The organism is Shinella sedimenti, assembly GCF_022601905.1.
GTDB lineage: Bacteria > Pseudomonadota > Alphaproteobacteria > Rhizobiales > Rhizobiaceae > Shinella > Shinella sedimenti.
This window is the reverse complement of the sequence record NZ_JAKVIN010000003.1, coordinates 266,682-290,296: the sequence shown is the minus strand read 5'-3', so window position 1 is coordinate 290,296 and position 23,615 is coordinate 266,682. Positions and strand designations below refer to the sequence as shown.

General features: G+C 63.6%; 21 protein-coding genes. 6 read left to right on the top strand and 15 right to left on the bottom strand.

Annotation, left to right across the window (positions count from 1 at the left end; all coding sequences use genetic code 11):
• Positions 1-78: 78 nt before the first annotated feature.
• Positions 79-1,071, top strand: coding sequence for an adenosine kinase (locus MKI86_RS08795; protein ID WP_241600025.1), 993 nt, complete (start codon positions 79-81; stop codon positions 1,069-1,071).
• Here MKI86_RS08795 and MKI86_RS08790 read toward each other — a convergent pair.
• A complete protein-coding gene (locus tag MKI86_RS08790) occupies positions 1,064-1,588 on the bottom strand; it encodes an SH3 domain-containing protein (protein WP_370879939.1) in 525 nt (174 codons plus the stop codon). The genes MKI86_RS08795 and MKI86_RS08790 overlap by 8 nt on opposite strands.
• 195 nt (positions 1,589-1,783) lie before the next feature.
• On the opposite strand from MKI86_RS08790, the gene MKI86_RS08785 reads away from it, so the two are divergent.
• Entirely contained in the window at positions 1,784-2,788 is a 1,005-nt protein-coding gene (locus MKI86_RS08785; RefSeq protein ID WP_134647876.1) for a 2-hydroxyacid dehydrogenase, read from the top strand.
• A 193-nt stretch (positions 2,789-2,981) separates the two neighbouring features.
• On the opposite strand, the gene MKI86_RS08780 is transcribed toward MKI86_RS08785, so the two are convergent.
• The 3 genes from MKI86_RS08780 to MKI86_RS08770 are packed head-to-tail and all read right to left on the bottom strand — an operon-like array spanning position 2,982 to position 5,080.
• Complete coding sequence (locus tag MKI86_RS08780) at positions 2,982-3,746, bottom strand: molybdopterin-synthase adenylyltransferase MoeB (protein ID WP_241600008.1); 765 nt, start codon at positions 3,744-3,746, stop codon at positions 2,982-2,984.
• A complete protein-coding gene (gene recF, locus MKI86_RS08775) occupies positions 3,743-4,867 on the bottom strand; it encodes a DNA replication/repair protein RecF (protein WP_241600006.1) in 1,125 nt (374 codons plus the stop codon). Before recF ends, MKI86_RS08780 begins: the two co-directional genes overlap by 4 nt.
• Before the next feature lie 36 nt (positions 4,868-4,903).
• The gene (locus tag MKI86_RS08770) at positions 4,904-5,080 is read right to left on the bottom strand and encodes a hypothetical protein (RefSeq protein ID WP_241600004.1); all 177 of its coding nucleotides are present in this window, start codon (positions 5,078-5,080) and stop codon (positions 4,904-4,906) included.
• Between MKI86_RS08770 and MKI86_RS08765 the strand changes: the two genes are divergently transcribed.
• Positions 5,073-5,747, top strand: coding sequence for an HAD-IA family hydrolase (locus MKI86_RS08765; RefSeq protein ID WP_256465729.1), 675 nt, complete (start codon positions 5,073-5,075; stop codon positions 5,745-5,747). The genes MKI86_RS08770 and MKI86_RS08765 overlap by 8 nt on opposite strands.
• Positions 5,748-5,751: 4 nt before the next feature.
• Here the strand turns inward: MKI86_RS08765 and MKI86_RS08760 are convergent, their stop codons facing one another.
• Positions 5,752-6,363 carry a TetR/AcrR family transcriptional regulator gene (locus MKI86_RS08760; protein ID WP_241600002.1) on the bottom strand — a complete coding sequence of 204 codons (612 nt, stop codon included), beginning with the start codon at positions 6,361-6,363 and terminating at the stop codon, positions 5,752-5,754.
• A 97-nt stretch (positions 6,364-6,460) separates the two neighbouring features.
• Between MKI86_RS08760 and MKI86_RS08755 the strand changes: the two genes are divergently transcribed.
• The gene (locus tag MKI86_RS08755) at positions 6,461-6,697 is read left to right on the top strand and encodes a hypothetical protein (protein ID WP_241600000.1); all 237 of its coding nucleotides are present in this window, start codon (positions 6,461-6,463) and stop codon (positions 6,695-6,697) included.
• 52 nt (positions 6,698-6,749) lie between these two features.
• Here MKI86_RS08755 and dnaJ read toward each other — a convergent pair whose 3' ends face one another.
• The 8 genes from dnaJ to MKI86_RS08715 all read right to left on the bottom strand — a co-directional run bounded on the left by dnaJ (position 6,750) and on the right by MKI86_RS08715 (position 16,886).
• Positions 6,750-7,883, bottom strand: a complete 1,134-nt coding sequence (gene dnaJ, locus MKI86_RS08750) for a molecular chaperone DnaJ (protein WP_241599992.1) — start codon at positions 7,881-7,883, stop codon at positions 6,750-6,752.
• A gap of 241 nt (positions 7,884-8,124) precedes the next feature.
• Complete coding sequence (dnaK, locus tag MKI86_RS08745) at positions 8,125-10,026, bottom strand: molecular chaperone DnaK (protein ID WP_241599990.1); 1,902 nt, start codon at positions 10,024-10,026, stop codon at positions 8,125-8,127.
• A 288-nt stretch (positions 10,027-10,314) separates the two neighbouring features.
• Positions 10,315-10,605, bottom strand: coding sequence for a hypothetical protein (locus MKI86_RS08740; RefSeq protein ID WP_241599981.1), 291 nt, complete (start codon positions 10,603-10,605; stop codon positions 10,315-10,317).
• A gap of 228 nt (positions 10,606-10,833) precedes the next feature.
• Positions 10,834-13,059, bottom strand: a complete 2,226-nt coding sequence (locus tag MKI86_RS08735) for a transglycosylase domain-containing protein (protein ID WP_241599979.1) — start codon at positions 13,057-13,059, stop codon at positions 10,834-10,836.
• 157 nt (positions 13,060-13,216) lie between these two features.
• On the bottom strand, positions 13,217-13,684 hold the full coding sequence (locus tag MKI86_RS08730) for a BA14K family protein (RefSeq protein ID WP_241599977.1): 468 nt from the start codon (positions 13,682-13,684) through the stop codon (positions 13,217-13,219).
• A 98-nt stretch (positions 13,685-13,782) separates the two neighbouring features.
• Positions 13,783-14,730, bottom strand: a complete 948-nt coding sequence (locus tag MKI86_RS08725; protein ID WP_241599975.1) for a lysylphosphatidylglycerol synthase domain-containing protein — start codon at positions 14,728-14,730, stop codon at positions 13,783-13,785.
• 191 nt (positions 14,731-14,921) lie between these two features.
• A complete protein-coding gene (locus MKI86_RS08720) occupies positions 14,922-16,313 on the bottom strand; it encodes a M20/M25/M40 family metallo-hydrolase (protein WP_241599973.1) in 1,392 nt (463 codons plus the stop codon).
• 132 nt (positions 16,314-16,445) lie between these two features.
• Positions 16,446-16,886 (bottom strand): MarR family winged helix-turn-helix transcriptional regulator, encoded by a 441-nt coding sequence (locus MKI86_RS08715; RefSeq protein WP_241599971.1) that lies wholly within the window; start codon positions 16,884-16,886, stop codon positions 16,446-16,448.
• A 376-nt stretch (positions 16,887-17,262) separates the two neighbouring features.
• On the opposite strand from MKI86_RS08715, the gene polA reads away from it, so the two are divergent.
• Complete coding sequence (gene polA, locus MKI86_RS08710; protein WP_241599969.1) at positions 17,263-20,250, top strand: DNA polymerase I; 2,988 nt, start codon at positions 17,263-17,265, stop codon at positions 20,248-20,250.
• Positions 20,251-20,332: 82 nt separating this feature from the next.
• Here the strand turns inward: polA and MKI86_RS08705 are convergent, their stop codons facing one another.
• Positions 20,333-22,141 (bottom strand): ABC transporter ATP-binding protein, encoded by a 1,809-nt coding sequence (locus MKI86_RS08705; RefSeq protein WP_241599966.1) that lies wholly within the window; start codon positions 22,139-22,141, stop codon positions 20,333-20,335.
• Between the two features lie 216 nt (positions 22,142-22,357).
• Between MKI86_RS08705 and MKI86_RS08700 the strand changes: the two genes are divergently transcribed.
• Entirely contained in the window at positions 22,358-23,359 is a 1,002-nt protein-coding gene (locus MKI86_RS08700) for a glycoside hydrolase family 5 protein (protein ID WP_241599964.1), read from the top strand.
• Positions 23,360-23,368: 9 nt separating this feature from the next.
• Here MKI86_RS08700 and MKI86_RS08695 read toward each other — a convergent pair whose 3' ends face one another.
• Positions 23,369-23,572, bottom strand: a complete 204-nt coding sequence (locus tag MKI86_RS08695; protein WP_241599962.1) for a hypothetical protein — start codon at positions 23,570-23,572, stop codon at positions 23,369-23,371.
• Positions 23,573-23,615: the final 43 nt, after the last annotated feature.

Genomic DNA, 23,615 nt, shown 5'->3' with positions numbered 1-23,615 from the left:
GCGGCCTTTTTGCTTTCAACTTCCGGAAAATCCGGTAAGACCCGACTCCGGCTTTCACAACGAAGACGGGATTCCCGCATGACCAAATTCGACGTGCTGACGGTCGGCAATGCCATCGTCGACATCATCGCGCGCTGCGACGAGAACTTCATCACGGACAATGGCATCATCAAAGGCGCGATGAACCTCATCGATGCGGAGCGGGCTGAACTGCTCTATTCGCGCATGGGACCGGCACTGGAGGCCTCCGGCGGCAGCGCCGGCAACACGGCCGCGGGCGTTGCCAGCTTCGGCGGCAAGGCCGCCTATTTCGGCAAGGTCGCCAACGACCAGCTCGGCGACATCTTCATTCACGACATCCGCGCCCAGGGTGTGCATTTCGAAACGAAACCGCTCGCCAAAACGCCGCCGACTGCGCGTTCGATGATCTTCGTCACGCCGGACGGCGAGCGCTCGATGAACACCTATCTCGGCGCCTGCGTGGAGCTTGGGCCCGATGACGTGGAAGAACAGGTCGTCGCCGAGGCGAAGGTCACCTATTTCGAGGGTTATCTCTGGGATCCGCCGCGCGCCAAGGATGCGATCCGCGAATGCGCCCGCATCGCGCATGCCCATGGCCGCGAAGTCTCCATGACGCTGTCCGACAGCTTCTGCGTCCATCGCTATCGCGGCGAGTTCCTCGACCTCATGCGCTCGGGCACGGTCGACATCGTCTTCGCCAACAAGGCCGAGGCGCTTGCGCTTTACGAGACCGAGGATTTCGAAGAGGCGCTTACGCGGATTGCCGAGGACTGCCGGCTTGCCGCGGTGACCATGAGCGAGGAAGGCTCCATCATCCTGACAAAGGGCGAACGCACGAAGGTGGACGCAATCGATATCCCGCGCGTGATCGACACGACGGGTGCAGGCGATCTCTACGCCGCCGGCTTCCTCTATGGATATACGGCCGGCCGCACACTTGCCGATTGCGGCAGGCTCGGCAGCCTTGCCGCCGGGCTCGTTATCCAGCAGGTCGGGCCCCGCCCGCTGCTGTCGCTTTCGGACGAAGCCCGAAAGGCCGGTCTTATTTGAAGGCTTCGCCCGGATAGGCGCCCCAGATCTCGTTCTGCGAGACCCATCCGGCGGCGCCTTCCGCTTCGGCGCGGCACCAGTCGCCATTGCATTCGCCGACCTTCACGACGACGCCGGGCTGGATCTTGGCGACGATTGTCGCATTGGGCAGCGCTTCACGACGCATGTTGACGAAGACATCCTCACCCTTGCCGCGCATCCAGGGCGCGGTGACGGCGGTGCGCTCGCCCGACAGCAGCGCCTGGTTGACCCAGCCTTCCGTGCCGTCGGCATCGCGGATGCGGCGCCAGTTATCGTATTCCTGTATGATCTCCACAGGCACGCCAGACTTCATGTAGCGCCAGGCGACAGCGTAATCGACGCTGGGGCCGACGCGCAGGTTCACGCTCTTGGCCTTGAGGCTCACGAAGCGCGGCAACGGCAGGCCGCTCGGCCCCTTTGCCGCCTGCGCATGGGCCATCTGGATGCCGGCGACGGAAACGAGGATACCCGCGAGGGTGGCGAGGCTGAAACGCATGACAAGGTTACGCATGGCAAATCCGCACGAACAGAGGAGGGCATCGGGCTTCAGAACCGGCACGCTGCGGCAAATCGCGGGGACCGCTCCCTGAGCGGATTGTCTTCGCGACCGGGTCTGGTAGAAAATGCCCCTGATGAAGCAATCCTTGCCCAACTTGGTTAAGGACCCGTCAACAGGACGCCGGAACATCCCATGACCCAGAAGAAAAAACCGAAGGTCTATATCACCCGCCGCCTTCCCGAGGTGGTGGAGACGCGGATGCGCGAACTGTTCGACGCTGAACTCAACATAGACGACACGCCGCGCAGCCAGCCCGAGCTGGTGGCCGCAGTCAAAAGCGCGGATGTTCTCGTACCCACGCTAGGCGACCGGATCGATGCCGCGCTCATCGAGCAAGCGGGCCCGCAGCTGAAACTCATCGCCTGCTTTTCGAACGGCGTCGACAATGTCGACGTGGAAGCGGCCGCCAGGCGCGGCATCACGGTTACCAACACCCCGAACGTGCTGACCGAGGACACCGCCGACATGACGATGGCGCTCATCCTTGCGGCGCCCCGGCGCCTTGCCGAAGGTGCGCGCATCCTGACGGACCGCAAGGGCGAATGGGCCGGCTGGTCGCCGACCTGGATGCTCGGCAGGCGCATCTGGGGCAAGCGCCTCGGCATCGTCGGCATGGGCCGCATCGGCACGGCCGTGGCCAAGCGCGCCAAGGCCTTCGGCCTCTCCATCCACTACCACAACCGCCATCGCGTGCGCCCGGACACGGAAGACGCGCTGGAGGCGACCTACTGGGACAGCCTCGACCAGATGCTGGCGCGCGTCGATATCGTCTCGGTCAACTGCCCCTCGACGCCTGCGACCTACCATCTGCTTTCGGCCCGCCGGCTCGAGCTGATGCAGCCGACGAGCTACATCGTCAACACGGCGCGCGGCGGCATCATCGACGAGACGGCGCTGATCAAGTGCCTGCGCGAGGGCAAGATTGCCGGCGCAGGCCTCGACGTGTTCGAAAACGAGCCGTCGGTCAATCCGAAGCTTCTGAAGCTGGCGGCGGAAGGCAAGGTCGTGCTGCTGCCGCATATGAGTTCGGCCACGATCGAAGGACGCGTCGACATGGGGGAGAAGGTCGTCATCAACATCCGCACCTTCTTCGACGGCCATCGCCCGCCGGATCGCGTGCTGCCGGGGCGGGTGTAGCGGTTAAGCGGCATACCCCCCTCTGCCCTGCCGGGCATCTCCCCCACAAGGGGGGAGATCCGCAAGCAGCGGGACCTTCGCTTCATCAGCTTTCAGGAGAAGGGCAACACGGCGCCACAATTCAATCTCCCTCCTTGTGGGGGAGATGCCCGGCAGGGCAGAGGGGGGGTGAAACGGCACCCACCGTCAGGACTCAAGTACCGCTGTTGCGCCGCCGGTATTTCAGCGTCTCGAACCGGGCCGCCAGCCCGTCATAGAGCAGCAGGCGGCCGACCAGCGGCTCGCCCGCACCCGTGACGAGCTTGATCACCTCCATCGCCATCAGCGTGCCGATGACACCCGTCAGCGCACCGACAATGCCGGCTTCGGCGCAGGCGGGCACGACACCCGGCGGCGGGGCCGTGGGGAAGAGATCGCGGTAGCCGGGATATAGCGCACCGTCCGCGCCGGCCTCGTAGGGTTTAAGCACCGTCAGCGAACCATCGAAACGACCGACCGCGCCGGTGACCAGCGGGATGCCCGCGGTCTCGGCCGCATCGGCGGACGTGTAGCGTGTATCGAAATTGTCGGAACCGTCCACCAGAAGATCATAGCCGGCTAACAAGTCCGCGGAATTCTGTACGGTGAGGCGTTCCGCGATGCCGGTAAAGCGGACATGCGGGTTGAGGCGAGCGACCGCAGCCGCCGCACTCTCAACCTTCGGCGCACCGAGACCCGCCGTGTCGTGGATCACCTGCCGCTGGAGGTTGGAGAGCGAAACTGTGTCGTCGTCGATGACGCCGATATGCCCGATGCCGGCGGCGGCAAGATACTGGATGACCGGCGCACCCAGCCCGCCTGCGCCGACAACAAGGACATTTGCCTGCTTCAGCCTCTGCTGACCGGCACCGCCGATTTCGGCCAGCACGATATGGCGACGGTAACGGTCTATCTCTTCGGGGCTCAGAGGATCGGTCATGGCAGAATGCCTCCGTTCGAGACGGTGAGGAACTGGGCGCGCTCGCCGAGCGCATCGAACATAGACCGGTCCGTGCCGGTCATGAAGGCCTGGCCGCCGAGCGCATCGACGCGGTCGAACAGTGCGGCGCGGCGGCCTTCATCGAGATGGGCGGCGATCTCGTCGAGCAGCAATACCGGCGCATGGCCGGTCATGCCGCCGACAAGCCCCGCATGGGCCAGGATGAGGCCGACGAGCAGTGCCTTCTGCTCCCCCGTTGAGCAGCGTTCGGCCTCCATGTCCTTTTCGCGGTGGCGAACGAGGAGGTCGGCACGGTGGGGACCTTCCAGCGTGCGGCCGGCGGCAGCATCGCGGTAACGGCCGTCCTGCAGCAGGCCGAGATAGATATCCTCGATCTCATAGGCAGGGCGCTGCCATTCCTCGTCCAGGAAGCCCGACAGCCGCATCGTGGCCGACGGAAACGGCCCATCATCGCGCGCCGCCTCGACGAGGCCGGACAGCAGCCCCACGAGTTCGTGGCGCGCATGGGCCATGGCGATACCAAGCTCGGCCATCTGCTTTTCCAGCGCTGTCAGCCAGGCGGGATCGGGCCGCGACTCGGACAGGAGACGATTGCGGCCGCGCATCGCCTTTTCGAAATCCGCGGCCCGACGGCCATGCTCGGGATCGAGCGACAGCACGAGCCTGTCGAGAAACCGGCGCCGGTCGGCGGAGGGGCCGGTGAACAGGCCATCCATCGAAGGCGTCAGCCAGACCACGCGCAGATGGTCCAGAAGCTCGTCCACGGTGCGGGCGGGCGTGCCGTTAAGGCGAAGCCTGCGCGCCTGCCCCTCCTCGCCGCCTTCGGTTCCGGTACCGATATCCACCTCGCCCGACATGCCGTCGAGCGTGGCAAAGACAGAAAAGCCACCCGCGCTTCCGGCGCGGGGGATATCGCCATAGGCGGCGCGGCGCAGGCCGCGGCCGGGCGACAGGAACGACACCGCTTCCATGAGGTTCGTTTTGCCCGCACCGTTCTGTCCTGTCAGCACGACATGCCGGCCGTCGAACGGCAGCGATAGGCTCGCATAATTGCGAAAATCCGTGAGCTTGAGGCGGGAAAGGGAAACCTTGTGCGGCATGGCTTGAGAGCTAGAGCATTTTTCACGCGAGTGGAATCACTTGCGGGCATATTCATCGGACAACAACAGAAAGATGGTGTCGTGGCCGGCCGCAACCAAGTCCGGCCCGGCCGATAACGCAAGAAAGGTTGCCTGCGCGGCCCCAAGCGGGTAATCGAAAGGCCCGCGCTTTGCATCCTCCTCTCCCAGCCAACAGGTTCCTGTCTTGCTCAACGCCACACCCGTTTTCGATCGCAGCTTCTCGGCTTTCCTCTTCGACATGGACGGCACGCTGATCAATTCTATCGCTGCTGCCGAACGTGTCTGGTCGCGCTGGGCGCTGAAGCATGGGCTGGACGTGCCGACCTTCCTGCCGATGATGCATGGCAAGCGCGGCATCGATACCATTACGCAACTGGGACTGCCGGGTGTGGATGCGGCTGCGGAGGCCCTGGAGGTCGAGCGGCAGGAAATCGAGGACGTGGAGGGCGTGGTTGCCCTGCCCGGCGCCGTTGCCTTCCTGACGGCCCTGCCTCGGGATCGCTGGGCCATCGTGACGTCGGCCCCCATAGCCCTTGCCCGCCGCCGCCTTGCGGCCGCCGGTATTCCGCTGCCGGATGTCCTTGTAACGTCTGAGGATGTCACCAAAGGCAAGCCAGCGCCGGATGGCTACAAGCTCGGTGCCGCGCGGCTTGGCTTCGATCCGGCCGATTGCCTGGTGTTCGAAGACGTGCCCGCCGGCATCCTTGCCGGGGAGAGCGCCGGCGCGAATGTCGCAGTGATCACTGCCACACACGACCATCCGATCGAAACGAGCCACCCGCAGCTCGCGAACTACCTCGGCGTGGCCCCTCTCGTCGCCAGCGATGGGACGCTGCGGCTCGTCCACACGGCCGGCTGAGTGTTCAAGCGGATGGGCTTGCCGCAATCCCGGTAAGAACGGCGTCGACGACGGCGTCGATGTCCTTGTCGGAAATGTCGAGCCTGTCCGTCAACAGGCGACCCCAGGCGAAACTCGCCAGTATTTCCGTCATCAGCTCGGGATCCGCATCCGCACGCACTTCGCCACGCGCCTGCGCCGTCTTGATAATTTCGCCGCTCTGCGCGCGCCGGTCTGCCATGTAGGCAGAAAGCGCGGCCAGCGCCGCCGGCTCGCCCTGCGCCTTCGCCACCAGACTGCGGAACACCGCGCCGCTGGTGTGTTCGCGCCAAGTCTTCAGCAGGCCGGAAAGATAGGCGCGCAGATCATCTCGCACATTGCCCGTATCGGGAAAGATGAAATTGATGTGCTTGCGGCTGTGGTAGACATCCAGCAGAAGAGCCGCCTGCGAAGGCCACCAGCGATAGATGGTCGGCTTGCCCGCGCGCGCGCGCTTGGCCACCGCCTCGATGGAGAAGCCGTTCAGGCCGTTTTCCAGAAGCACAGCTTCAGCAGCCGCCAGAATGGCCTCCTGACTTGCCGGATTGCGGGTGGCTCCGATCGAGCGGCGGGCCGGGCTGTTTTCTGTCTCGGGCATGGCATTTTCCTTTTTTATGTTTCTAGCACAGTAGGCACTTGAACGGAACGTTTCGTTTCTATATAAACGAAACGTTCCGTTCCATAAAGGTCCTCCCATGTCCGACACATCCGTTCCCCGCAAGCTTTCCAAGTTGCACCTCGCCCTCGCCATGCTGGTGCCCGTCTACCCGCTGATCACGACGATCCTTTATATCGTCCTGCCGCTGACCGAGCGCTGGACGATCTGGCAGCGTACGGCTGTCATCGCGCCCGTGATGGTCTTCTCCATCGTGTTCGTCGTCTCGCCCTTCGTGCAGAAGCGTTTCTCGAACTTCATTCTAAGGGCGGCATAAAAAAAGCCGGGGCGCGTCGCACCCCGGCTTTTTGCTTGTCTTTCAATACGGCTCAGCCGTCGAAGAATTCCTTCATCCGGGCGAAGAAACCCGACGATTCCGGATTGTTGTCCTTCGAGGAAATCTCCTCGAACTCCTTGAGCAATTCCCGCTGGCGCTTGGTCAGCTTCTGCGGCGTCTCGATCTGGATCTGGATATAGAGATCACCGACCTGCGAGGAACGCAGAACCGGCATGCCCTTGCCCTTCAGGCGGAACTGCTTGCCGGCCTGCGTGCCCTCCGGCACCGATACGCGCGACTTCGTGCCGTCGAGCGTCGCGACATCGAAGGTGCCGCCAAGCGCTGCCGTCGTCATGGAGATCGGCACGGCGCAGTAGAGGTCCGCACCGTCACGCTGGAAGAACTCGTGCGGCCTCACCGACAGGAAGATGTAGAGGTCGCCCGCGGGGCCGCCACGAAGGCCTGCCTCGCCTTCCCCGGCCAGCCGGATGCGCGTGCCGTCCTCGATGCCCGAGGGTATGTTGACCGACAGCGAGCGCTCTTCGGTGACGCGGCCGTTGCCGTGGCACTTCGTGCAGGGATCGCTGATCGTCTGGCCGCGACCATGACAGGTCGGGCAGGTGCGCTCGACGGAGAAGAAGCCCTGTGCGGCGCGCACGCGACCAGAGCCCTGGCAGGTCGCGCAGGTCTTGGGGCTGGTGCCCGGCTTGGCGCCAGAGCCGGAACAGACATCGCAGGTGATCGACGTCGGTACGCGGATCTGTGCGGTCTTGCCCGCATAGGCCTCTTCCAGCGAGATTTCCATGTTGTAGCGCAGGTCGCCTCCGCGCTCGCGCCCGCCGGAGGAGCGACGCTGGCGACCGCCGCCCATCATCTCGCCGAAGATGTCTTCGAAGATGTCGGAGAAGCCGCCGCCCTGGAAACCGCCGCCGCCGAAGCCGCCACCGCCCATGCCGCCCTGCTCGAAGGCGGCGTGGCCGTATCGGTCATAGGCCGCGCGCTTCTGCGGGTCCTTGAGCGTCTCATAGGCCTCGTTGACGTCCTTGAACTTCTGTTCGGCTGAAGCATCGCCGGGATTCTTGTCCGGGTGAAACTTCATCGCCATCTTGCGGAAGGCGCTTTTCAGCTCCTTCTCGTCGGCGGTCTTGGAGACACCCAGCGTCTCGTAAAAATCAGCTTTTGCCATTCGGGTTCACGTCCGTTTCGTGGGAACGGTCTTCTTGTTATGGACCTGGAAGCTTGCCTTAGCCTGCGCGAGCGAAAAACGCGCATGCAAAAAGGCGGAAGCCAGCGAAGGGAAGGCCATGACATCGTCGCCGCGAAAAACGGGAGTAATCATGGTGCCTTGTTTCCCTTCGCGCTGACTTCCGCCTTCCTGCTATCCAATTGCACCGGCCGCGTAAAACGCGGCCGGCATCTCTGGAGGCTTAGGCCGACTTCTTGTCGTCCTTGACTTCCTCATAATCGGCGTCGACGACGTTGTCGCCGGCATCACCCGAGGAAGCGGCCTCTTCGGCCTGCTGCGCCTCATAGATGGCCTGACCGAGCTTCATGGAAACTTCCATGAGCGTGTTGGTCTTGGCCTTGATGTCCTCGGCGTCCGGCTCGGATGCTTCGACAGCGGTCTTGAGCTCGGCAATCGCGTCCTCGATGGCCTTGCGGTCGGCTTCCGTGACCTTGTCGCCGTAGTCCTTGAGGGACTTTTCCGACGAATGGATCAGGCTTTCGGCCTGGTTCTTCGCCTCGACAGCCTCACGGCGCTTCTTGTCGGCCTCGGCATTGGCTTCGGCGTCCTTGACCATCTTCTCGATGTCGGCGTCGGACAGACCACCGGAAGCCTGGATGCGGATCTGGTGCTCCTTGCCGGTGCCCTTGTCCTTGGCCGAGACCTGCACGATGCCGTTGGCGTCGATGTCGAAGGTGACTTCAATCTGCGGCATGCCGCGCGGTGCCGGCGGAATGCCGACGAGGTCGAACTGGCCGAGCAGCTTGTTGTCGGCAGCCATTTCACGCTCGCCCTGCGAGACGCGAATGGTCACGGCCGACTGGTTGTCTTCGGCGGTCGAGAAGGTCTGCGACTTCTTCGTCGGGATCGTCGTGTTGCGCTCGATCAGACGGGTAAATACACCGCCCAGCGTTTCGATGCCGAGAGACAGCGGGGTCACGTCGAGGAGCAGAACGTCCTTGACGTCGCCCTGCAGAACGCCGGCCTGGATGGCGGCGCCCATGGCGACCACTTCATCCGGGTTCACGCCCTTGTGCGGCTCCTTGCCGAACAGCTGCTTGACGACTTCCTGCACCTTCGGCATGCGGCTCATGCCGCCGACGAGAACGACTTCGTCGATCTCGGCCGCCGTGACGCCGGCATCCTTGAGGGCTGCCTTGCACGGTGCGACGGTGCGCTGGACGAGGTCATCGACCAGAGCTTCGAACTTGGCGCGCGTCAGCTTCATCGTAAGGTGCTTCGGACCGGAAGCATCGGCCGTGATGAACGGCAGGTTGATTTCGGTCTGCTGCGAGGAGGACAGTTCGATCTTGGCCTTTTCGGCAGCTTCCTTGAGGCGCTGCAGAGCGAGCTTGTCGTTCTTCAGGTCGATGCCCTGATCCTTCTTGAACTCGTCAGCGAGGTAGTTGACCAGACGCATGTCGAAGTCTTCACCGCCGAGGAAGGTATCGCCGTTCGTCGACTTCACTTCGAAGACGCCGTCGCCGATTTCCAGAACCGAGATGTCGAACGTGCCGCCGCCAAGGTCATAGACAGCGATGGTCTTGCCGTCCTTCTTGTCGAGGCCGTAGGCGAGGGCCGCAGCCGTCGGCTCGTTAATGATGCGGAGAACTTCAAGACCTGCGATCTTGCCGGCATCCTTGGTTGCCTGACGCTGCGCGTCGTTGAAGTAGGCCGGAACCGTGATGACGGCCTGCGTGACTTTTTCGCCGAGATAGGATTCAGCGGTTTCCTTCATCTTCTGAAGGATCATCGCGGAAATCTGCGAGGGGGAATACCCCTTGCCCTGTGCCTCGACCCAGGCATCGCCATTGTCGCCCTTGACGATGTTGTAGGGAACAAGGCCCTTGTCCTTCTCGACGAGCTTGTCGTCGTAGCGGCGGCCGATGAGGCGCTTCACTGCGAAGAGGGTGTTTTCCGGGTTGGTGACGGCCTGGCGCTTTGCCGGCTGGCCGGTCAGGCGCTCGCCATCATCGTTGAAGGCGACGATCGAAGGGGTCGTACGCGCGCCTTCCGCATTCTCAATGACCTTCGCGTCCTTGCCGTCCATGACGGATACGCAGGAATTGGTCGTCCCGAGGTCGATACCGATTACTTTAGCCATGTCATTCTCTCCTTCAAGCGAACTGCCGGAACCCATTCAGGCATTCTTTTGGCAGCCCCTAATGGTATGGTCTTAGCGAAAGCCCCGGACTTATCCGTAGCCTTGCGGGGTATATAAGGACCCCTCCAGACGACTGCAAGACATCGCGACGCCGCAAAGCTCGCAAAATCAGCACGTCCGGCGCAGGATTGCCGGCCCGTCCGCGCACGCTGCAATCAAGCGCAATCGCGGGCGCGATTCAAGCCATTGCTCGCGAAGCTGATCCAGACGGACCCAGATCTTTTACAATCACGCTACCAGTACGCAGCGCTCAATGTCGAAATGCGCGCGCCCACCTTGTCCCTCCACCTGAAGGCGGGCTTCCGCGCCGACCAGCCGCGCATCCCGGCCGGAAATCCCGATGGAGGACAATGGACGGCTGAAGGCGATGGAGACCGCCCCATCCTCGTCAGCCGCCGCGGTCCGCGCGGCAGCCGCAAGGTGCGCATTCTCGGCAGATGGCAACCCATCACGCTCGCGCAAGAGGCGCGACTGGCCGTCAGCACGAGCCGAATGCAGGAGGCGCTGCGGGCAGCTCACAGGCGCGAACCGAACTGGAAACCAACGCCGCAAGCCCAAGCCTATGAGACGGTTGAGGGGCTGATACGCGCCAATGAGGCGGTAGCACGGGAGACGACGCTTCGCGCGCTCCAAATTAGGTTGCCGCGGACCGGGGTCGGACCTTATGCAGAGGAATGGATTCCCGCACCAGCCACCAATAGAAAAACAAATGTCACTATAGCTTACGGATAGAGTAGGCGGCGGCCGTTAGCCCCCCAGAAGCACATCCAGCAGCGTCGTGCGCCGCGTGGCCGGCTGGCGCTGTTCGCCCACATCGGCAGGCGGCGTCATGCCATCGTCGAAAGGTACCGCGCCCGTCTGTTCGCTCGCGACAGCCGCGCCACCTTCTGCCGGGCGCTCGTCGACGCCCAGCGTGCGGGAGATGACGTCGAACAGTTCGTCGCCGCCTTCCTGCGGCACCGGCTGGGTGCCTTCCAGTAAGGGATCGCCGCCCGCGGTTCCGAAGAGCGGCGAGGGTGTGAGCCCGGCATGGGCGGCGGCCATGAACTGGCTCCACGCCTGGGCCGGAAGCCCGCCGCCGGTGACCTTTTTCATCGAATCGCCATTGTCGTTGCCGAACCAGACACCGGTCGTCAGGTTGCTGGTATAACCGACGAAGAGCGCATCGCGGAAGGATTGCGTCGTTCCCGATTTGCCCGCCGCCTGCCAGCCGGGAATGCGTGCCGCCTTGCCCGTGCCCTCGGTAATGACCCTCATCATCATGCCGTTCATCATCGAGACGATGTTGGGTTCGAGAACGCGGGGCGGATTGTCGTAGGTGTTCTCGTAGAGCACCTTGCCTTCGGCGGTCGAGATGCGGCGGATGATGTGCGGCGTCGCCTTGTAGCCACCGTTCATGAAGGGCGCATAGGCCGATGTCAGCTCCACAAGCGTGACTTCGGACGTGCCGAGTGCAATCGAGGCATTGGCCTGCAACTCCGATTCGATACCGAGCCGGCGCGCAAGCTTGACGACATCGTTCGGGCCGACCTCCATGACGAGCTGGGCCGCAATCGTGTTCAGAGAATGGGCGAGCGCGGAGGTGAGCGTTACCTCGCCGCGGTATTTCTGATCATAGTTCTCGGGCGTCCAGTTGCCGATACGGACAGGCGCGTCGTTGCGCACCGACAGCGGTGAACGTCCCGCTTCAAGCGCTGCGGCATAGACGAAGGGCTTGAAGGCGGAGCCGGGCTGGCGTTTGGCCTTGGACGCGCGGTCGAACTGGCTCGTGGCATAATCCCGCCCGCCGACCAGCGCGCGAATGGCGCCCGTGCCGTCGATGGAAACGAGGGCGGCCTGAGAGGCGTTGGATTTCGCGCCGTTCTTGTCGAGCAGGGCGGTGAGCGTCTCCTCGGCCTTCTTTTCCAGATCAAGGTCGATGGTCGTATCGATGACCAGGTCTTCCTTGATGTCGCCGATCATGCCCGGCAGCTGCGCCATCACCATGTCGGCGGCATAGTACTGGGCGCCCGACCAATAGCTCTTCGCCCGCGCAGGCGTCTGCGACATGGCGGTCTTGATCTCGTTGTCGGTAACGAAACCTTCCTCGCGCATCGCGCCGAGCACCACCTGCGCGCGGGCTTCGGCGGCTTCCGGGTCGCGGGCGGGCGACAGGCGCGACGGCGCCTTGAGCAGACCGGCGAGAAGCGCCGCCTCGCCGAGGTTCACGTCGCGCGCGGACTTGTTGAAGTAGCGCCGCGAGGCGGCCTCGACGCCATAGGAATTCGAGCCGAAGAAGACGCGGTTGAGATACATCGCAAGAATCTGGTCCTTGCTGTATTTGTGCTCGAGCCAAATGGCGAGCAGCACTTCCTGCACCTTGCGCTCCAGCGTGCGGTCGGGCGAGAGGAACATGTTCTTTGCGAGCTGCTGCGTGAGCGTCGAGCCGCCCTGCACCATGCGGCCGGACGTGACGTTCGTCAGCATGGCGCGGGCAAGCCCCAGCGGATCGATGCCGAAATGCGAATAGAAGCGCCGGTCCTCGATGGCGATTACTGCCTGAGGAATGTAGGGCGACATGTTTTCCAGCGACAGCGCCTCGCCGCCGGTCATTCCGCGGTTTGCGATGGCGTCGCCGTTGACGGCCAGGATCTTGATGTTCGGTGGCCGGTCGGGAATGGCCCAGCTCGTGGCACTCGGCATGCGCGCGCCGTAATAGAGCACGAGGCCGCCGACGCCGATCGCGCCCCAGATACCCAGCACGATGCACCAGTAGAACAGGCGACGGATAAGACCAAAAAAGCCGCCCGACGTGCCGCGCCGGCGCGACGAGGCGCGCTTTTCACGCGACGTCTTCTGGGCTTTACCGCGGGCCTTGCGGCCCCCATCGACAACACGATCCTCGGCGCCGACGTGGAAGTCATCGTCGTCGTCTCGTCGTCCGGAACCCCGGAAAGACGGTTCGATGCGCTGGGATTTGCGGTTGGATGCCATAAGCGGTCGGAGATGCCCTCGGAAACGTTGTCGTCCGATGAACTTTAAATGCGGCGATTTAAGGGGTCGTTAAGAAGCGGTGAACACGTCACCGTGACTTTGAGCCAAATCGGCGTGAAGAGATCGGGCGGCCCGAAGGCCGCCCGGAGAAACTGCCTCAATAGTAAGGCGAAAGGCACTCGCGTCGCGGGCCATAGTTGGGCTGGAACGTGTTGTCGTAAGCCCGGTAGGAGCGGTACTGTGCGAAGCACCAGTCGGTGTGGCGCGGGTTGATACCCGCTTCGCGCGGACGGGAGTAACCGTCATTGGCGATTGCACCACCGATGATGGCGCCGGCACCGAAAGCGGCCAGCGGATACCACCAGCCATCGGAATGACGGCGATAGCCACGACGATGTTCACGATAACCGCGGTGGCCATTGTGCCAGCCACGACGATCCTCGCGCCATGCACGGCGGTCACGATAATGACGCTCGCGATAGTACTGCACCTGCTCGACGTCCGTAGATTGCGAAACGCCGGCCTTGGGCAGCGGCATGGCGATGGCCGGCGCGGCCACAAAGGACGTTGCAAACATGGCTGCTGCCATGACTGCGGACAGGCCGGTCTTGATCGATGTCTTCATGGCGGTCTCCCTACTGTTCGTAGTTCTTCATGTTGTTCTAGACGTTTCATATAATGAAATAATTCGAATGAACGCAGTATGAACCGGAAAGATCCTGCCTAGTCTTCGCCTTCCCGCACGCGCGCAAGATAACGGGACCGCTCATAGATCAGGATCACGACCAGCGCCATGATGAACGGGATGATCAGGTAGAACAGCCTGAAGACGGCGAGTGCGGCGAGCACAGAAGCCGGATCCATATCCGGCAGGCCGGCGATGAAGACCAGTTCGAGCACGCCAATGCCACCGGGGGCATGCGACAGGAGCGCCACCGAAAAGGACGCCAGGAAGATGCCGAGAATCACGAAGAAGCCCGGATTGCCTTCCGTCGGCAGCACGAAATAGATGATCGCAGCCGCACCGATCAACTCGATGGGCGCGATGAAGAGCTGGCGGAAGACCAGCGAGGGCTTGGGATATTCAAGCTTCAGCCACCGGGTGTTGATCGGCCGGAAACCGACAAGACTGCCCACCACGTAGAGGGCTACCAGCGCCAGGATCACGAAGCCCGTCGAATAGGCCGCCTCGAGCGGAAGAAAATCGGCGAAGCGCTCGATGATCTCGGGTTCAAGCACCAGGACGAGGCCGAAGAGCATCACCGTGCCGAGCGCGAAGGTGAAGGAGCAGAAGGCAACGAGGACGCCGACCTCCGATCCCGTCAGCCCCTTCGACGTATAGGCGCGGTAGCGCACCAGCGCGCCCGAAAACACCGAGGCGCCGATATTGTGTGACAACGCATAGGTCGTGAAGGATGTGACCGTGATGTACCACAGCGATATGCGGTGGCCGAGATGCTCCAGCGCGAGATGGTCGTAGGCCGCAAGCGCCGCATAGGCCACAAGCGTTGCGACACAGGCGAGAAGCCAGCCGGATGTGGGGATGGCGTGGATGCTGGCGATGAATTCCTCAAGGGAAAGACCGCGCAGGTCCTTGTAGAGAATGTAGATGGACAGAGCGATGGCGAGCGTGCTGACGAGCGGCCAGAAGAACTTCTTCAAACGCTTCATCCTGCCTCGCCTCCTGCCGGCATCATCCTGTTGCGGCAAGGGTTTTTCGCGATCCATCGTGACGCCATCCTCATCCTTTCCCCATTTTCCGGGCCTGTCATCGCACGCGGCGATGCAGGCTTTCTCTTGTCCGTAGGCCAGTCTTTACCCGTGTGCGATTAAAGCCGGTCCTTTTCGTGATCACATCTGCGTCAACGTGCGGCGAGCGCTGCGAGAATCCGCACCCAGGAGCGGATACCCTTTTCGAAGGAGCGCAGCTCGTACTTCTCGTTCGGCGAATGGATGCGGTCATCCGCCAGGCCGAAGCCGACGAGAAGCGAATCCATGTCGAGCATCTTCTGGAAATCGCCAACGATCGGGATCGATCCGCCCATGCCGATGATGACGGCGGGCTTGGGCCACTCGTCCGAAAGCGCCGACTTGGCCTTGTTCAGCAGCGTCGAATCGTAGGGCAGCTGGATTGCCGGCGAGCCGCCATGGGCGTGGAACGTGACCGAGCAATCGGCCGGGATCTTGGAGCGCACATAAGCACGGAAGGCATCGCGCACCTTCGCCGGGTCCTGCTTGCCGACAAGGCGGAAGGACACCTTTGCCGAGGCTTCCGCCGCGATCACGGTCTTGAACCCCTCGCCCGTATAGCCGCCGGTAATGCCGTTGACTTCGGCCGTCGGACGCGCCCAGGTGAGTTCAAGCACGGAACGGCCCTTTTCACCCGAAGGAATGGAAAGACCGACCTCGCCGAGGAAGCTTTCAGCAGTCTTGCCGAGCGTCTCCCAGGCAGCCTTAATCTGCGTAGGCGTCTCCTCGACACCGTCGTAAAAACCATCCAGCGTGACGCGCCCCGTCTCGTCATGCAGGCCGGCGAGGATGTCCGTGAGGATATGGATCGGGTTTGCGGCCGCGCCGCCGAAATAGCCGGAATGCAGGTCGCGGTCGGCGGCCTTGATGACGATCTCCTCGCCGACCAGGCCGCGCAGCCCGCCCGAGATGGCCGGCGTATCGCCGTCCCACATATTGGTATCGCAGACGAGCGCGAAGTCGGCCTTGAGCTCGGCGGCATTCGCCTCGAGGAACGGCTTCAGCGACGGAGAGCCGGATTCCTCCTCGCCTTCGAAGAGGATGGAAACGCGGCAGGGCAATGCGCCCACCGTTTCCTTGTAGGCCCGGCAGGCCTCGACAAAGGTCATAAGCTGACCCTTGTCGTCGGACGTACCCCGGCCGGTGATGACGCGGCGGCCGCCGGCGGACTCACGCACCGCCGGCTCGAAGGGATCGTGATCCCAAAGGTTCAGCGGATCGACCGGCTGCACATCGTAGTGGCCGTAGAACAGAACATGCGGCGCATCGGGTTTGGCACCGTCGTGATGGGCGACGACCATGGGGTGGCCGGGGGTGTCGCGCACCGTCGCGTCGAAGCCGAGCGAGCGCAGTTCCGCCACCAGCCATTCGGCCGCCCTGCGGCACTCCGCCTTGAAGGCCGGATCGGTGGAAATGGACTTGATGCGCACCAGCTCGAACAGGCGTTCGAGGCTGGCCGGGACACCGGCAATGGCGTGATCGAGGACGGGCAAAATATTGGTCATGGTAGAATCCCCGGAGAATACCGCGTCGCGAGCGGAGACGCCCGGGCCTTCATGCGGCAAATCAGATGTGTTCATGCCGACATTAGACCGATCGCGTCGGAGAGGGCAAATCGTATGACGTTTCCGCGACGGTCACACGCGCGGATCGCGGCCGAGATTTGCAAGCAGCATGCGCATGTACTCCAGCAGAAGCTCGCGCTCGAAACGACGGAATCCCTGGAAGAGAGCGTCCTCGGTCTGGCTGGCCGCCGTCATGGCCGTATCGCGCAGGGCCTTGCCGCGCTGCGTGAGGAAAACGAGTTGCGCGCGCCGGTCGCTGGGATGGCGCCGGCGCGAGATCAGGCCGTCGCGCTGCATGCGGGCCAGGGTGTTGGCCATCGTCGCCTGCTCGATGTCGAGGCGGTCGAGAAGTTCGCGCTGGGTGAGACCGTCGCCGTTCCACAATTCGAGCAGGACGGGCAACTGCCCCGGGGCGAAGCCGGCCCCGTCCGCCCGTGCCTGGAGGGCACGGGACGCCGCCTTCGCCAGGAGATTGGCGAGGTATGCTGCCGACGCCGTCCGGTCAAAGTCCATGCACGAACGCTATGCCGGTTCAGGGCGGAAGACAATGGATAGCCTGCGATCCACGAACCCAAAAACGAGAAGCCGCCTACGACAGGAGGCTTGTCGCGGCGGCTTCTTCGAATTATGGACAAAGGCCCGGAGAGGGGGATGAGGCCTTTGTCCTTTGTCTGGCGCGGCGGGGGACAGGCCGTGTGCCAGACAACGGCTTGATCAGGTGCCGTTGATAGATAATTGTGCCTCCGAATGTGGCTTTTCAAGGGAGCCAAGTCCCCGCGAGAATTACAAATTGGTAACGTTCGCGTGAGGCTTTTCAGCCCTGTGAAAGGCCCTTCCAGGCGCAATGAAAGATGGACGCGGAAAGCCGCCCGCGCTATCCATTCACCCCATGAAAAAAGGTGATCATCTCTTCCTCGTCGACGGCTCCGGCTTCATTTTCCGCGCCTTCCACGCCATCCCGCCGCTCAACCGCAAATCGGACGGGCTGCCGGTCAATGCCGTCTCGGGTTTCTGCAACATGCTGTGGAAGCTGCTGAAGGATGCGCGGAATACAGATGTAGGCGTGACGCCGACCCATTTCGCCGTGATCTTCGACTATTCGTCAAAGACCTTCCGCAACGAACTTTATGACCAATACAAGGCAAACCGCACCGCGCCGCCGGAAGACCTCATTCCGCAGTTCGGCCTCATCCGCCATGCGACCCGCGCCTTCAACCTGCCCTGCATCGAGAAGGAAGGCTACGAGGCCGACGATCTGATCGCGACCTATGCCCGGCTTGCCGAGGCTGACGGGGCCGACGTTACCATCGTCTCGTCCGACAAGGACCTCATGCAGCTCGTGACGCAAAACGTCTCGATGTATGACGGCATGAAGGACAAGCAGATCTCCATTCCCGAGGTCATCGAGAAATGGGGCGTACCGCCGGAGAAGATGATCGACCTCCAATCGCTCACGGGCGATTCGACCGACAACGTGCCCGGCGTGCCCGGCATCGGCCCGAAGACCGCGGCCCAGCTGCTGGAAGAATACGGCGACCTCGATACATTGCTGGCCCGCGCGGAAGAGATCAAGCAGGTCAAGCGCCGCGAGAATATCATTGCGAACCGCGAACTCGTCCTTCTCTCGCGCCAGCTCGTAACACTCAGGACGGACACACCGCTCGACACGACGCTCGACGAACTCATCCTCCACCCGCAGGACGGCCCGCGCCTGATCGCTTTCCTGAAGGCCATGGAGTTCACCACGCTCACCCGTCGCGTCGCCGAAGCCTGCGATTGCGATGCGGGCGCCATCGACGCAGCCAACGTGCCGGTCGAATGGGGTGCGGAAGCCCATGGGCCCGATCTCGACAAGGGTGACGTCGCCGGCCCGGCACTTCAGCTTGACGGCGAAGAGACGGCCGCCGAAGCGGCCGCAACGCTGCTGCCCACTGCCGGTGGGGATGCCAACACGCCTTCCGCTCTCGCCCGCGGCCGTGCCGAGCGCTTCTCCGCCGCGCCGATCGATCATGCGTCTTACGAGACTGTGCGCGATCTCGACGCCCTCGACCGCTGGATTTCCGCCGCGCGGGAAACCGGTCTTGTCGGCTTCGACACGGAGACCACTTCGCTCGACGCGATGCAGGCAGAGCTCTGCGGTTTCTCGCTGGCCATCGCCGATAATGCGAAGGATCCGACCGGCGCGGCCATCCGCGCCTGCTACGTGCCGCTCAATCACAAGACCGGTGTTGGCGACCTGCTCGGCGGAGGGCTCGCCGAGGGGCAGATCCCCATCCGGGCGGCGCTCGAACGGCTGAAGGTGCTGCTGGAGGATCCGTCGGTCCTGAAGGTCGCGCAGAACCTCAAATACGACTACCTCGTCATGCGCCGGCACGGCATCACCATGCAGAGTTTCGACGACACGATGCTGATGTCCTATGCGCTCGATGCGGGCGCCGGCACGCACGGCATGGACACGCTTTCGGAACGCTGGCTCGGCCACAAGCCGATCGCCTACAAGGACGTCGCCGGGTCGGGCAAGGGTGCGCAGACCTTCGACATGGTCGACATTGCCCGCGCCACCGCCTATGCGGCAGAGGATGCCGACGTGACGCTGCGCCTGTGGCACGTGCTGAAGCCGCGTCTGGCAGCAAACCGAATGACGACCGTCTACGAAAGGCTGGAACGTCCGCTGGTGCCGGTTCTCGCGCGCATGGAAGAGCGCGGCATCACCGTCGACAGGCAGGTCCTGTCTCGCCTTTCCGGCGAACTGGCCCAGGGCGCCGCCCGTTTCGAAGAGGAAATCTACGAGCTGGCCGGCGAACGTTTCAATATCGGCTCGCCCAAGCAGCTTGGCGACATCCTGTTCGGCAAGATGGGCCTGCCCGGCGCCTCCAAGACCAAGACCGGCCAGTGGTCCACCTCCGCGCAGGTGCTTGAAGACCTCGCCGCGCAGGGGCTTCCGTTGCCGCGCAAGATCGTCGACTGGCGCCAGCTCACCAAACTGAAATCCACCTATACCGACGCGCTGCCTGGGTTCGTGCATCCCGAAACCAAGCGGGTGCACACGTCCTATGCACTCGCCGCCACGACGACCGGCCGCCTCTCCTCCTCCGAGCCGAACCTGCAGAACATTCCGGTTCGCACGGCGGAAGGCCGCAAGATTCGCACGGCCTTCGTCTCGACGCCGGGCAACAAGCTGGTCTCGGCCGACTACAGCCAGATCGAGCTGCGCGTGCTCGCCCATGTCGCGGAAATTCCGCAGCTGAAGCAGGCCTTCGCCGATGGCATCGACATTCATGCGATGACGGCGTCGGAAATGTTCGGCGTGCCGGTCGAGGGCATGCCGGGCGAAGTGCGCCGGCGCGCCAAGGCGATCAACTTCGGTATCATCTACGGCATTTCGGCCTTCGGGCTTGCCAACCAGCTCTCCATCGAGCGCTCGGAAGCCGGCGAGTACATCAAGAAGTATTTCGAGCGCTTTCCGGGCATCAAGGACTACATGGACAGCACGAAAGCCTTTGCGCGCGAGCACGGCTATGTCGAGACGATCTTCGGCCGCCGCGCGCACTATCCCGAAATCAAGTCGTCCAATCCATCGGTGCGCGCCTTCAACGAGCGCGCCGCGATCAACGCGCCCATCCAGGGTTCGGCCGCCGACATCATCCGCCGCGCCATGGTGAAGATGGAGCCTGCGCTCGCCGCCGCCGGCCTTTCGGCCCGCATGCTGCTGCAGGTACACGATGAACTGATCTTCGAAGTCGAGGACGGCGAAGTCGAAAAGACGATCCCCGTCGTCGTCGACGTCATGGAGAACGCCTCGATGCCGGCGCTTTCCATGAAGGTGCCGCTGAAGGTGGATGCGCGCGCGGCCCATAACTGGGACGAGGCGCACTGAAGGGACGGTTGCCCCTCATCCGCCTGCCGGCTCCGTCTCCCCCGCAAGCGGAGCGAAGGTCGCCGCAGCGGGGTGGGGATTATCAGGCCGTCTCGTTCATCTCGGCGTGCCCTGTCTGGATGTTCCAGAGCGTGCGGTAAAGCCCGGGGCATTCGACGAGCCGGTCGTGCGGGCCGGACTGGATGATGCGGCCGTCGTCCATCACATGGATGGCGTCGGCATGGACCACCGTGCTCAGCCGGTGCGCCACGAGAATGACGGTGCGCTTGCCCTTCATCTTGGCGAGCGAGCGCTGGATCGCCGCCTCGGTCTCGTTGTCGACCGCGCTCGTGGCCTCGTCGAGGATCAGAATGGCGGGATCGATCAGCAATGCGCGGGCAAGCGCGATGCGCTGGCGCTGGCCGCCAGAGAGCTTCTGGCCATATTCGCCGATCTGGCTTTCATAGCCGTCCGGCAGCGCACGGATGAAGCCGTCGGCCTCGGCAAGCCGGGCGGCTGCCTCGACCTCCTCGCGGCTCGCTGACGGCTTACCATAGGCGATGTTGTCGGCGATGGAGCCGGAGAACAGCGTCACCTCCTGCGGCACCCAGGCCATGCTCCTGCGCAGGCGCTCGCCCGACCAGTCCGCAAGCGGCACGCCATCGAGGCGGATCGCGCCCTTCTGCGGGCGGATGAACAGGCCGAGCAGCTTGATGAGTGTCGACTTTCCGCTGCCAGTCGGCCCGACCAGCGCGACCGTTTCGCCCGCCCGGATCGCAAGATTGATATCGGTGACCCCGCCCGGGCTCGTCGCATAGCGGAAGCCGACGCCTTCCAGTTCAAAGCGGCCGGAAACCGAAGCGTCGTGCGCGCCGTGCGGCTCGCCGCGCGGTTCATCGAGCAGGCGCAGGATGCGGCGCGTCGAGGCCATGGCGCGCTCGTAGAGATCGGCGATTTCGGCGAGATGGGTCATCGGCCAGAGCAGGCGCTGGGTGAGGAAGACGAGCAGGCCATAGGCGCCCACCTGCATCTGGCCGGTCAGCGTCAGCCAGCCGCCGATGAGGAAGGTGGCGAGGAAACCCGAGAGGATCGCCATGCGGATGATCGGGATGAAGGCGGAGGAGACGCGGATCGCCGCCCGGTTGGCGTCGACATAAGCCCGGCTTTCCTTGCTGAGCGCCGCGGTCTCGCGGGCCTCGGCACCGAAGGCGCGAATGGTCTGGAGGCCTTGCAGGTTGGTGGTGAGCCGCGCGCCAAGACCGCCGGCGCGCGCGCGCACCGCATCGTAACGCGCCTGCGCGCGGCGCTGGAACCAGAAGGCTCCGGCAATGATTGCCGGAACCGGCGTGAACGCGACGACGGCGATCAGCGGGCTGACGATGAAGAACACCGCGCCGACGAGGACGACGGCGGCAAAGGTCTGGATCAACTCGTTGGCGCCACGGTCGAGGAAGCGCTCGAGCTGGTTGATATCGTCGTTCAAGACGGCCACGAGATCGCCCGACCGGTTCTCCTCATAGAAGCTCGTGGGCAGATGCTGGGCATGGTCGTAGCATAGGATACGCAGGCGATGCTGCACGTCCTGCGCCAGGCCGCGCCACAGGATCTGGTAGAAATACTCGAAGAGCGATTCCCCGAACCAGATCAGGAAGGTGGCAATGCCGAGCAGCGTCAGCTGATGTACGGGATCGGTGATGCCGACCTGCGCCACGAAGGAATCCTTGCCGCGCACCACGACGTCCAGTGCGATGCCGATGAGGATTTCCGGCATCACGTCGAAGATCTTGTTGATGACAGACGCCGCAACCGCCCTGACGACGCGGCCCTTCTCCTCGCTGACGAGCGAAAGCAGCACCCGCAGCGGATGGCGTTTGCCGGAGGAGAATGGTGCTGAGGGCGGGGAAATGGACATAAGGCAACCTGTTGTCGGCAAGGGACGAGGCGTGGAGGCTTCCGCCTCTAACCGGGCGGACCGGCGGTTGCAATCTCTTAATCCTGTTTGTCGGCACGCCGCGCGCCTTAACGTCGCCTTAAGGCCATCGGAGTGTTATCCCCGCGACGAATGGCACGGAGAAAAGGCATGCGATCCCCATCCGGTACAACGCCGGTTCTTCGGTTGGTGGCTGCTATGACGGCAATTGCAATTCCCCTTCAGGCGAACGCGGCCTGCCTTTCGGGCGTCAACCTCGCGGGCGCGGAATTCGGCCAGGGGCGCGGCACCTACGGCAAGGACTACGCCTATCCGTCGGACGAGACGATCACCTATTTCGCGGACAAGGGCTTCAATGCCGCGCGCCTGCCGTTCAAATGGGAACGCCTTCAGCCGCGGCTCAACCGAAACTTCGACAAGGCGGAGCGCAAGCGCCTATCCGATACGGTGAAGGCCCTGCGCAAGGCCGGCATGACCGTTATCCTCGACCCGCACAACTATGCCTATTACGGTGACCAGCAGATCGGCTCGGCCGCCGTGCCTGATAGCGCCTTCGCCGATTTCTGGAGCCGGCTCGCGGTAGACTACAAGCAGGATGCGGGCGTCCAGTTCGGGCTGATGAACGAGCCGCACGACGTGCCGGCAACTCAATGGCTGGCTTCCGCGAACGCAGCCATCGCCGCGATCCGCGAAACCGGCGCGACCAACCTCGTGCTGGTGCCCGGCACGATCTGGAGTGGCGCGCACAGCTGGGAAGAGGAACGGGACGGCGGCGCCAACGGCACGGTCATGCTCGGCATCCAGGACCCGGCCGACAACAACGCTTACGAGGTCCACCAATATCTGGATGGCGATTTCTCCGGCAAGGCGAGCACCTGCGAGCGCGCGGATGATGCCGTGAAGGCGCTGGAGCGCTTCACCGACTGGCTGAAGCGCAACGGCAAGCGCGGCTTTCTGGGAGAATTCGGCGGATCGGCCGAGCCGGCCTGCCTTGACGGTCTCGCCCGTATGACCGCGCTGGTCCATCGCGAAAACGCCGTATGGACCGGCTGGACCTATTGGGCGGCGGGAGATTGGTGGCCGGCCAGCGAGCCGCTCAATATCCAGCCTACAGCCGATGGAGACCGCCCGCAGCTGGCTGCCCTCATGAGCGGCGGTGCGCTGCCCGCAAAACCGGGAACCTGCCCGTCGCTTCCCTGAAGATGGCCCTCAGAAGAAGACGTGGGTCGGCCAATGCACCGGACGACGGGACGAGGAAAGGCGGCTACCTTCGAGCGGCAGGGGCTCCTGCATTCCATCGGCAGCGTCTTTTTCGCCGGGATTGTCGGCAGACCGCGCATCCTCGGTCTTCGGCTGAAAGCCGACCGGATAGAGGTTGAAGTAGCCGAGCGTCACGCCACCGAGATACATCATGCCATCGCTTCCGTTCTGGTTAAGATCCGGTCATCATCATGGC

Excerpts from the sequence above, each read along its gene's own strand:
- MKI86_RS08760 (WP_241600002.1), bottom strand. The coding sequence starts at position 6,363 with ATGCCCGAGACAGAAAACAGCCCGGCCCGCCGCTCGATCGGAGCCACC.
- MKI86_RS08705 (WP_241599966.1), bottom strand. The coding sequence starts at position 22,141 with ATGTCCATTTCCCCGCCCTCAGCACCATTCTCCTCCGGCAAACGCCAT.
- dnaK (WP_241599990.1), bottom strand. The coding sequence starts at position 10,026 with ATGGCTAAAGTAATCGGTATCGACCTCGGGACGACCAATTCCTGCGTA.
- MKI86_RS08735 (WP_241599979.1), bottom strand. The coding sequence starts at position 13,059 with ATGGCATCCAACCGCAAATCCCAGCGCATCGAACCGTCTTTCCGGGGT.
- MKI86_RS08755 (WP_241600000.1), top strand. The coding sequence starts at position 6,461 with ATGTCCGACACATCCGTTCCCCGCAAGCTTTCCAAGTTGCACCTCGCC.
- recF (WP_241600006.1), bottom strand. The coding sequence starts at position 4,867 with ATGCCGCACAAGGTTTCCCTTTCCCGCCTCAAGCTCACGGATTTTCGC.
- MKI86_RS08730 (WP_241599977.1), bottom strand. The coding sequence starts at position 13,684 with ATGAAGACATCGATCAAGACCGGCCTGTCCGCAGTCATGGCAGCAGCC.
- dnaJ (WP_241599992.1), bottom strand. The coding sequence starts at position 7,883 with ATGGCAAAAGCTGATTTTTACGAGACGCTGGGTGTCTCCAAGACCGCC.
- MKI86_RS08725 (WP_241599975.1), bottom strand. The coding sequence starts at position 14,730 with ATGAAGCGTTTGAAGAAGTTCTTCTGGCCGCTCGTCAGCACGCTCGCC.
- polA (WP_241599969.1), top strand. The coding sequence starts at position 17,263 with ATGAAAAAAGGTGATCATCTCTTCCTCGTCGACGGCTCCGGCTTCATT.
- MKI86_RS08780 (WP_241600008.1), bottom strand. The coding sequence starts at position 3,746 with ATGACCGATCCTCTGAGCCCCGAAGAGATAGACCGTTACCGTCGCCAT.
- MKI86_RS08715 (WP_241599971.1), bottom strand. The coding sequence starts at position 16,886 with ATGGACTTTGACCGGACGGCGTCGGCAGCATACCTCGCCAATCTCCTG.
- MKI86_RS08695 (WP_241599962.1), bottom strand. The coding sequence starts at position 23,572 with ATGATGTATCTCGGTGGCGTGACGCTCGGCTACTTCAACCTCTATCCG.
- MKI86_RS08720 (WP_241599973.1), bottom strand. The coding sequence starts at position 16,313 with ATGACCAATATTTTGCCCGTCCTCGATCACGCCATTGCCGGTGTCCCG.
- MKI86_RS08785 (WP_134647876.1), top strand. The coding sequence starts at position 1,784 with ATGACCCAGAAGAAAAAACCGAAGGTCTATATCACCCGCCGCCTTCCC.
- MKI86_RS08790 (WP_370879939.1), bottom strand. The coding sequence starts at position 1,588 with ATGCGTTTCAGCCTCGCCACCCTCGCGGGTATCCTCGTTTCCGTCGCC.
- MKI86_RS08795 (WP_241600025.1), top strand. The coding sequence starts at position 79 with ATGACCAAATTCGACGTGCTGACGGTCGGCAATGCCATCGTCGACATC.
- MKI86_RS08700 (WP_241599964.1), top strand. The coding sequence starts at position 22,358 with ATGACGGCAATTGCAATTCCCCTTCAGGCGAACGCGGCCTGCCTTTCG.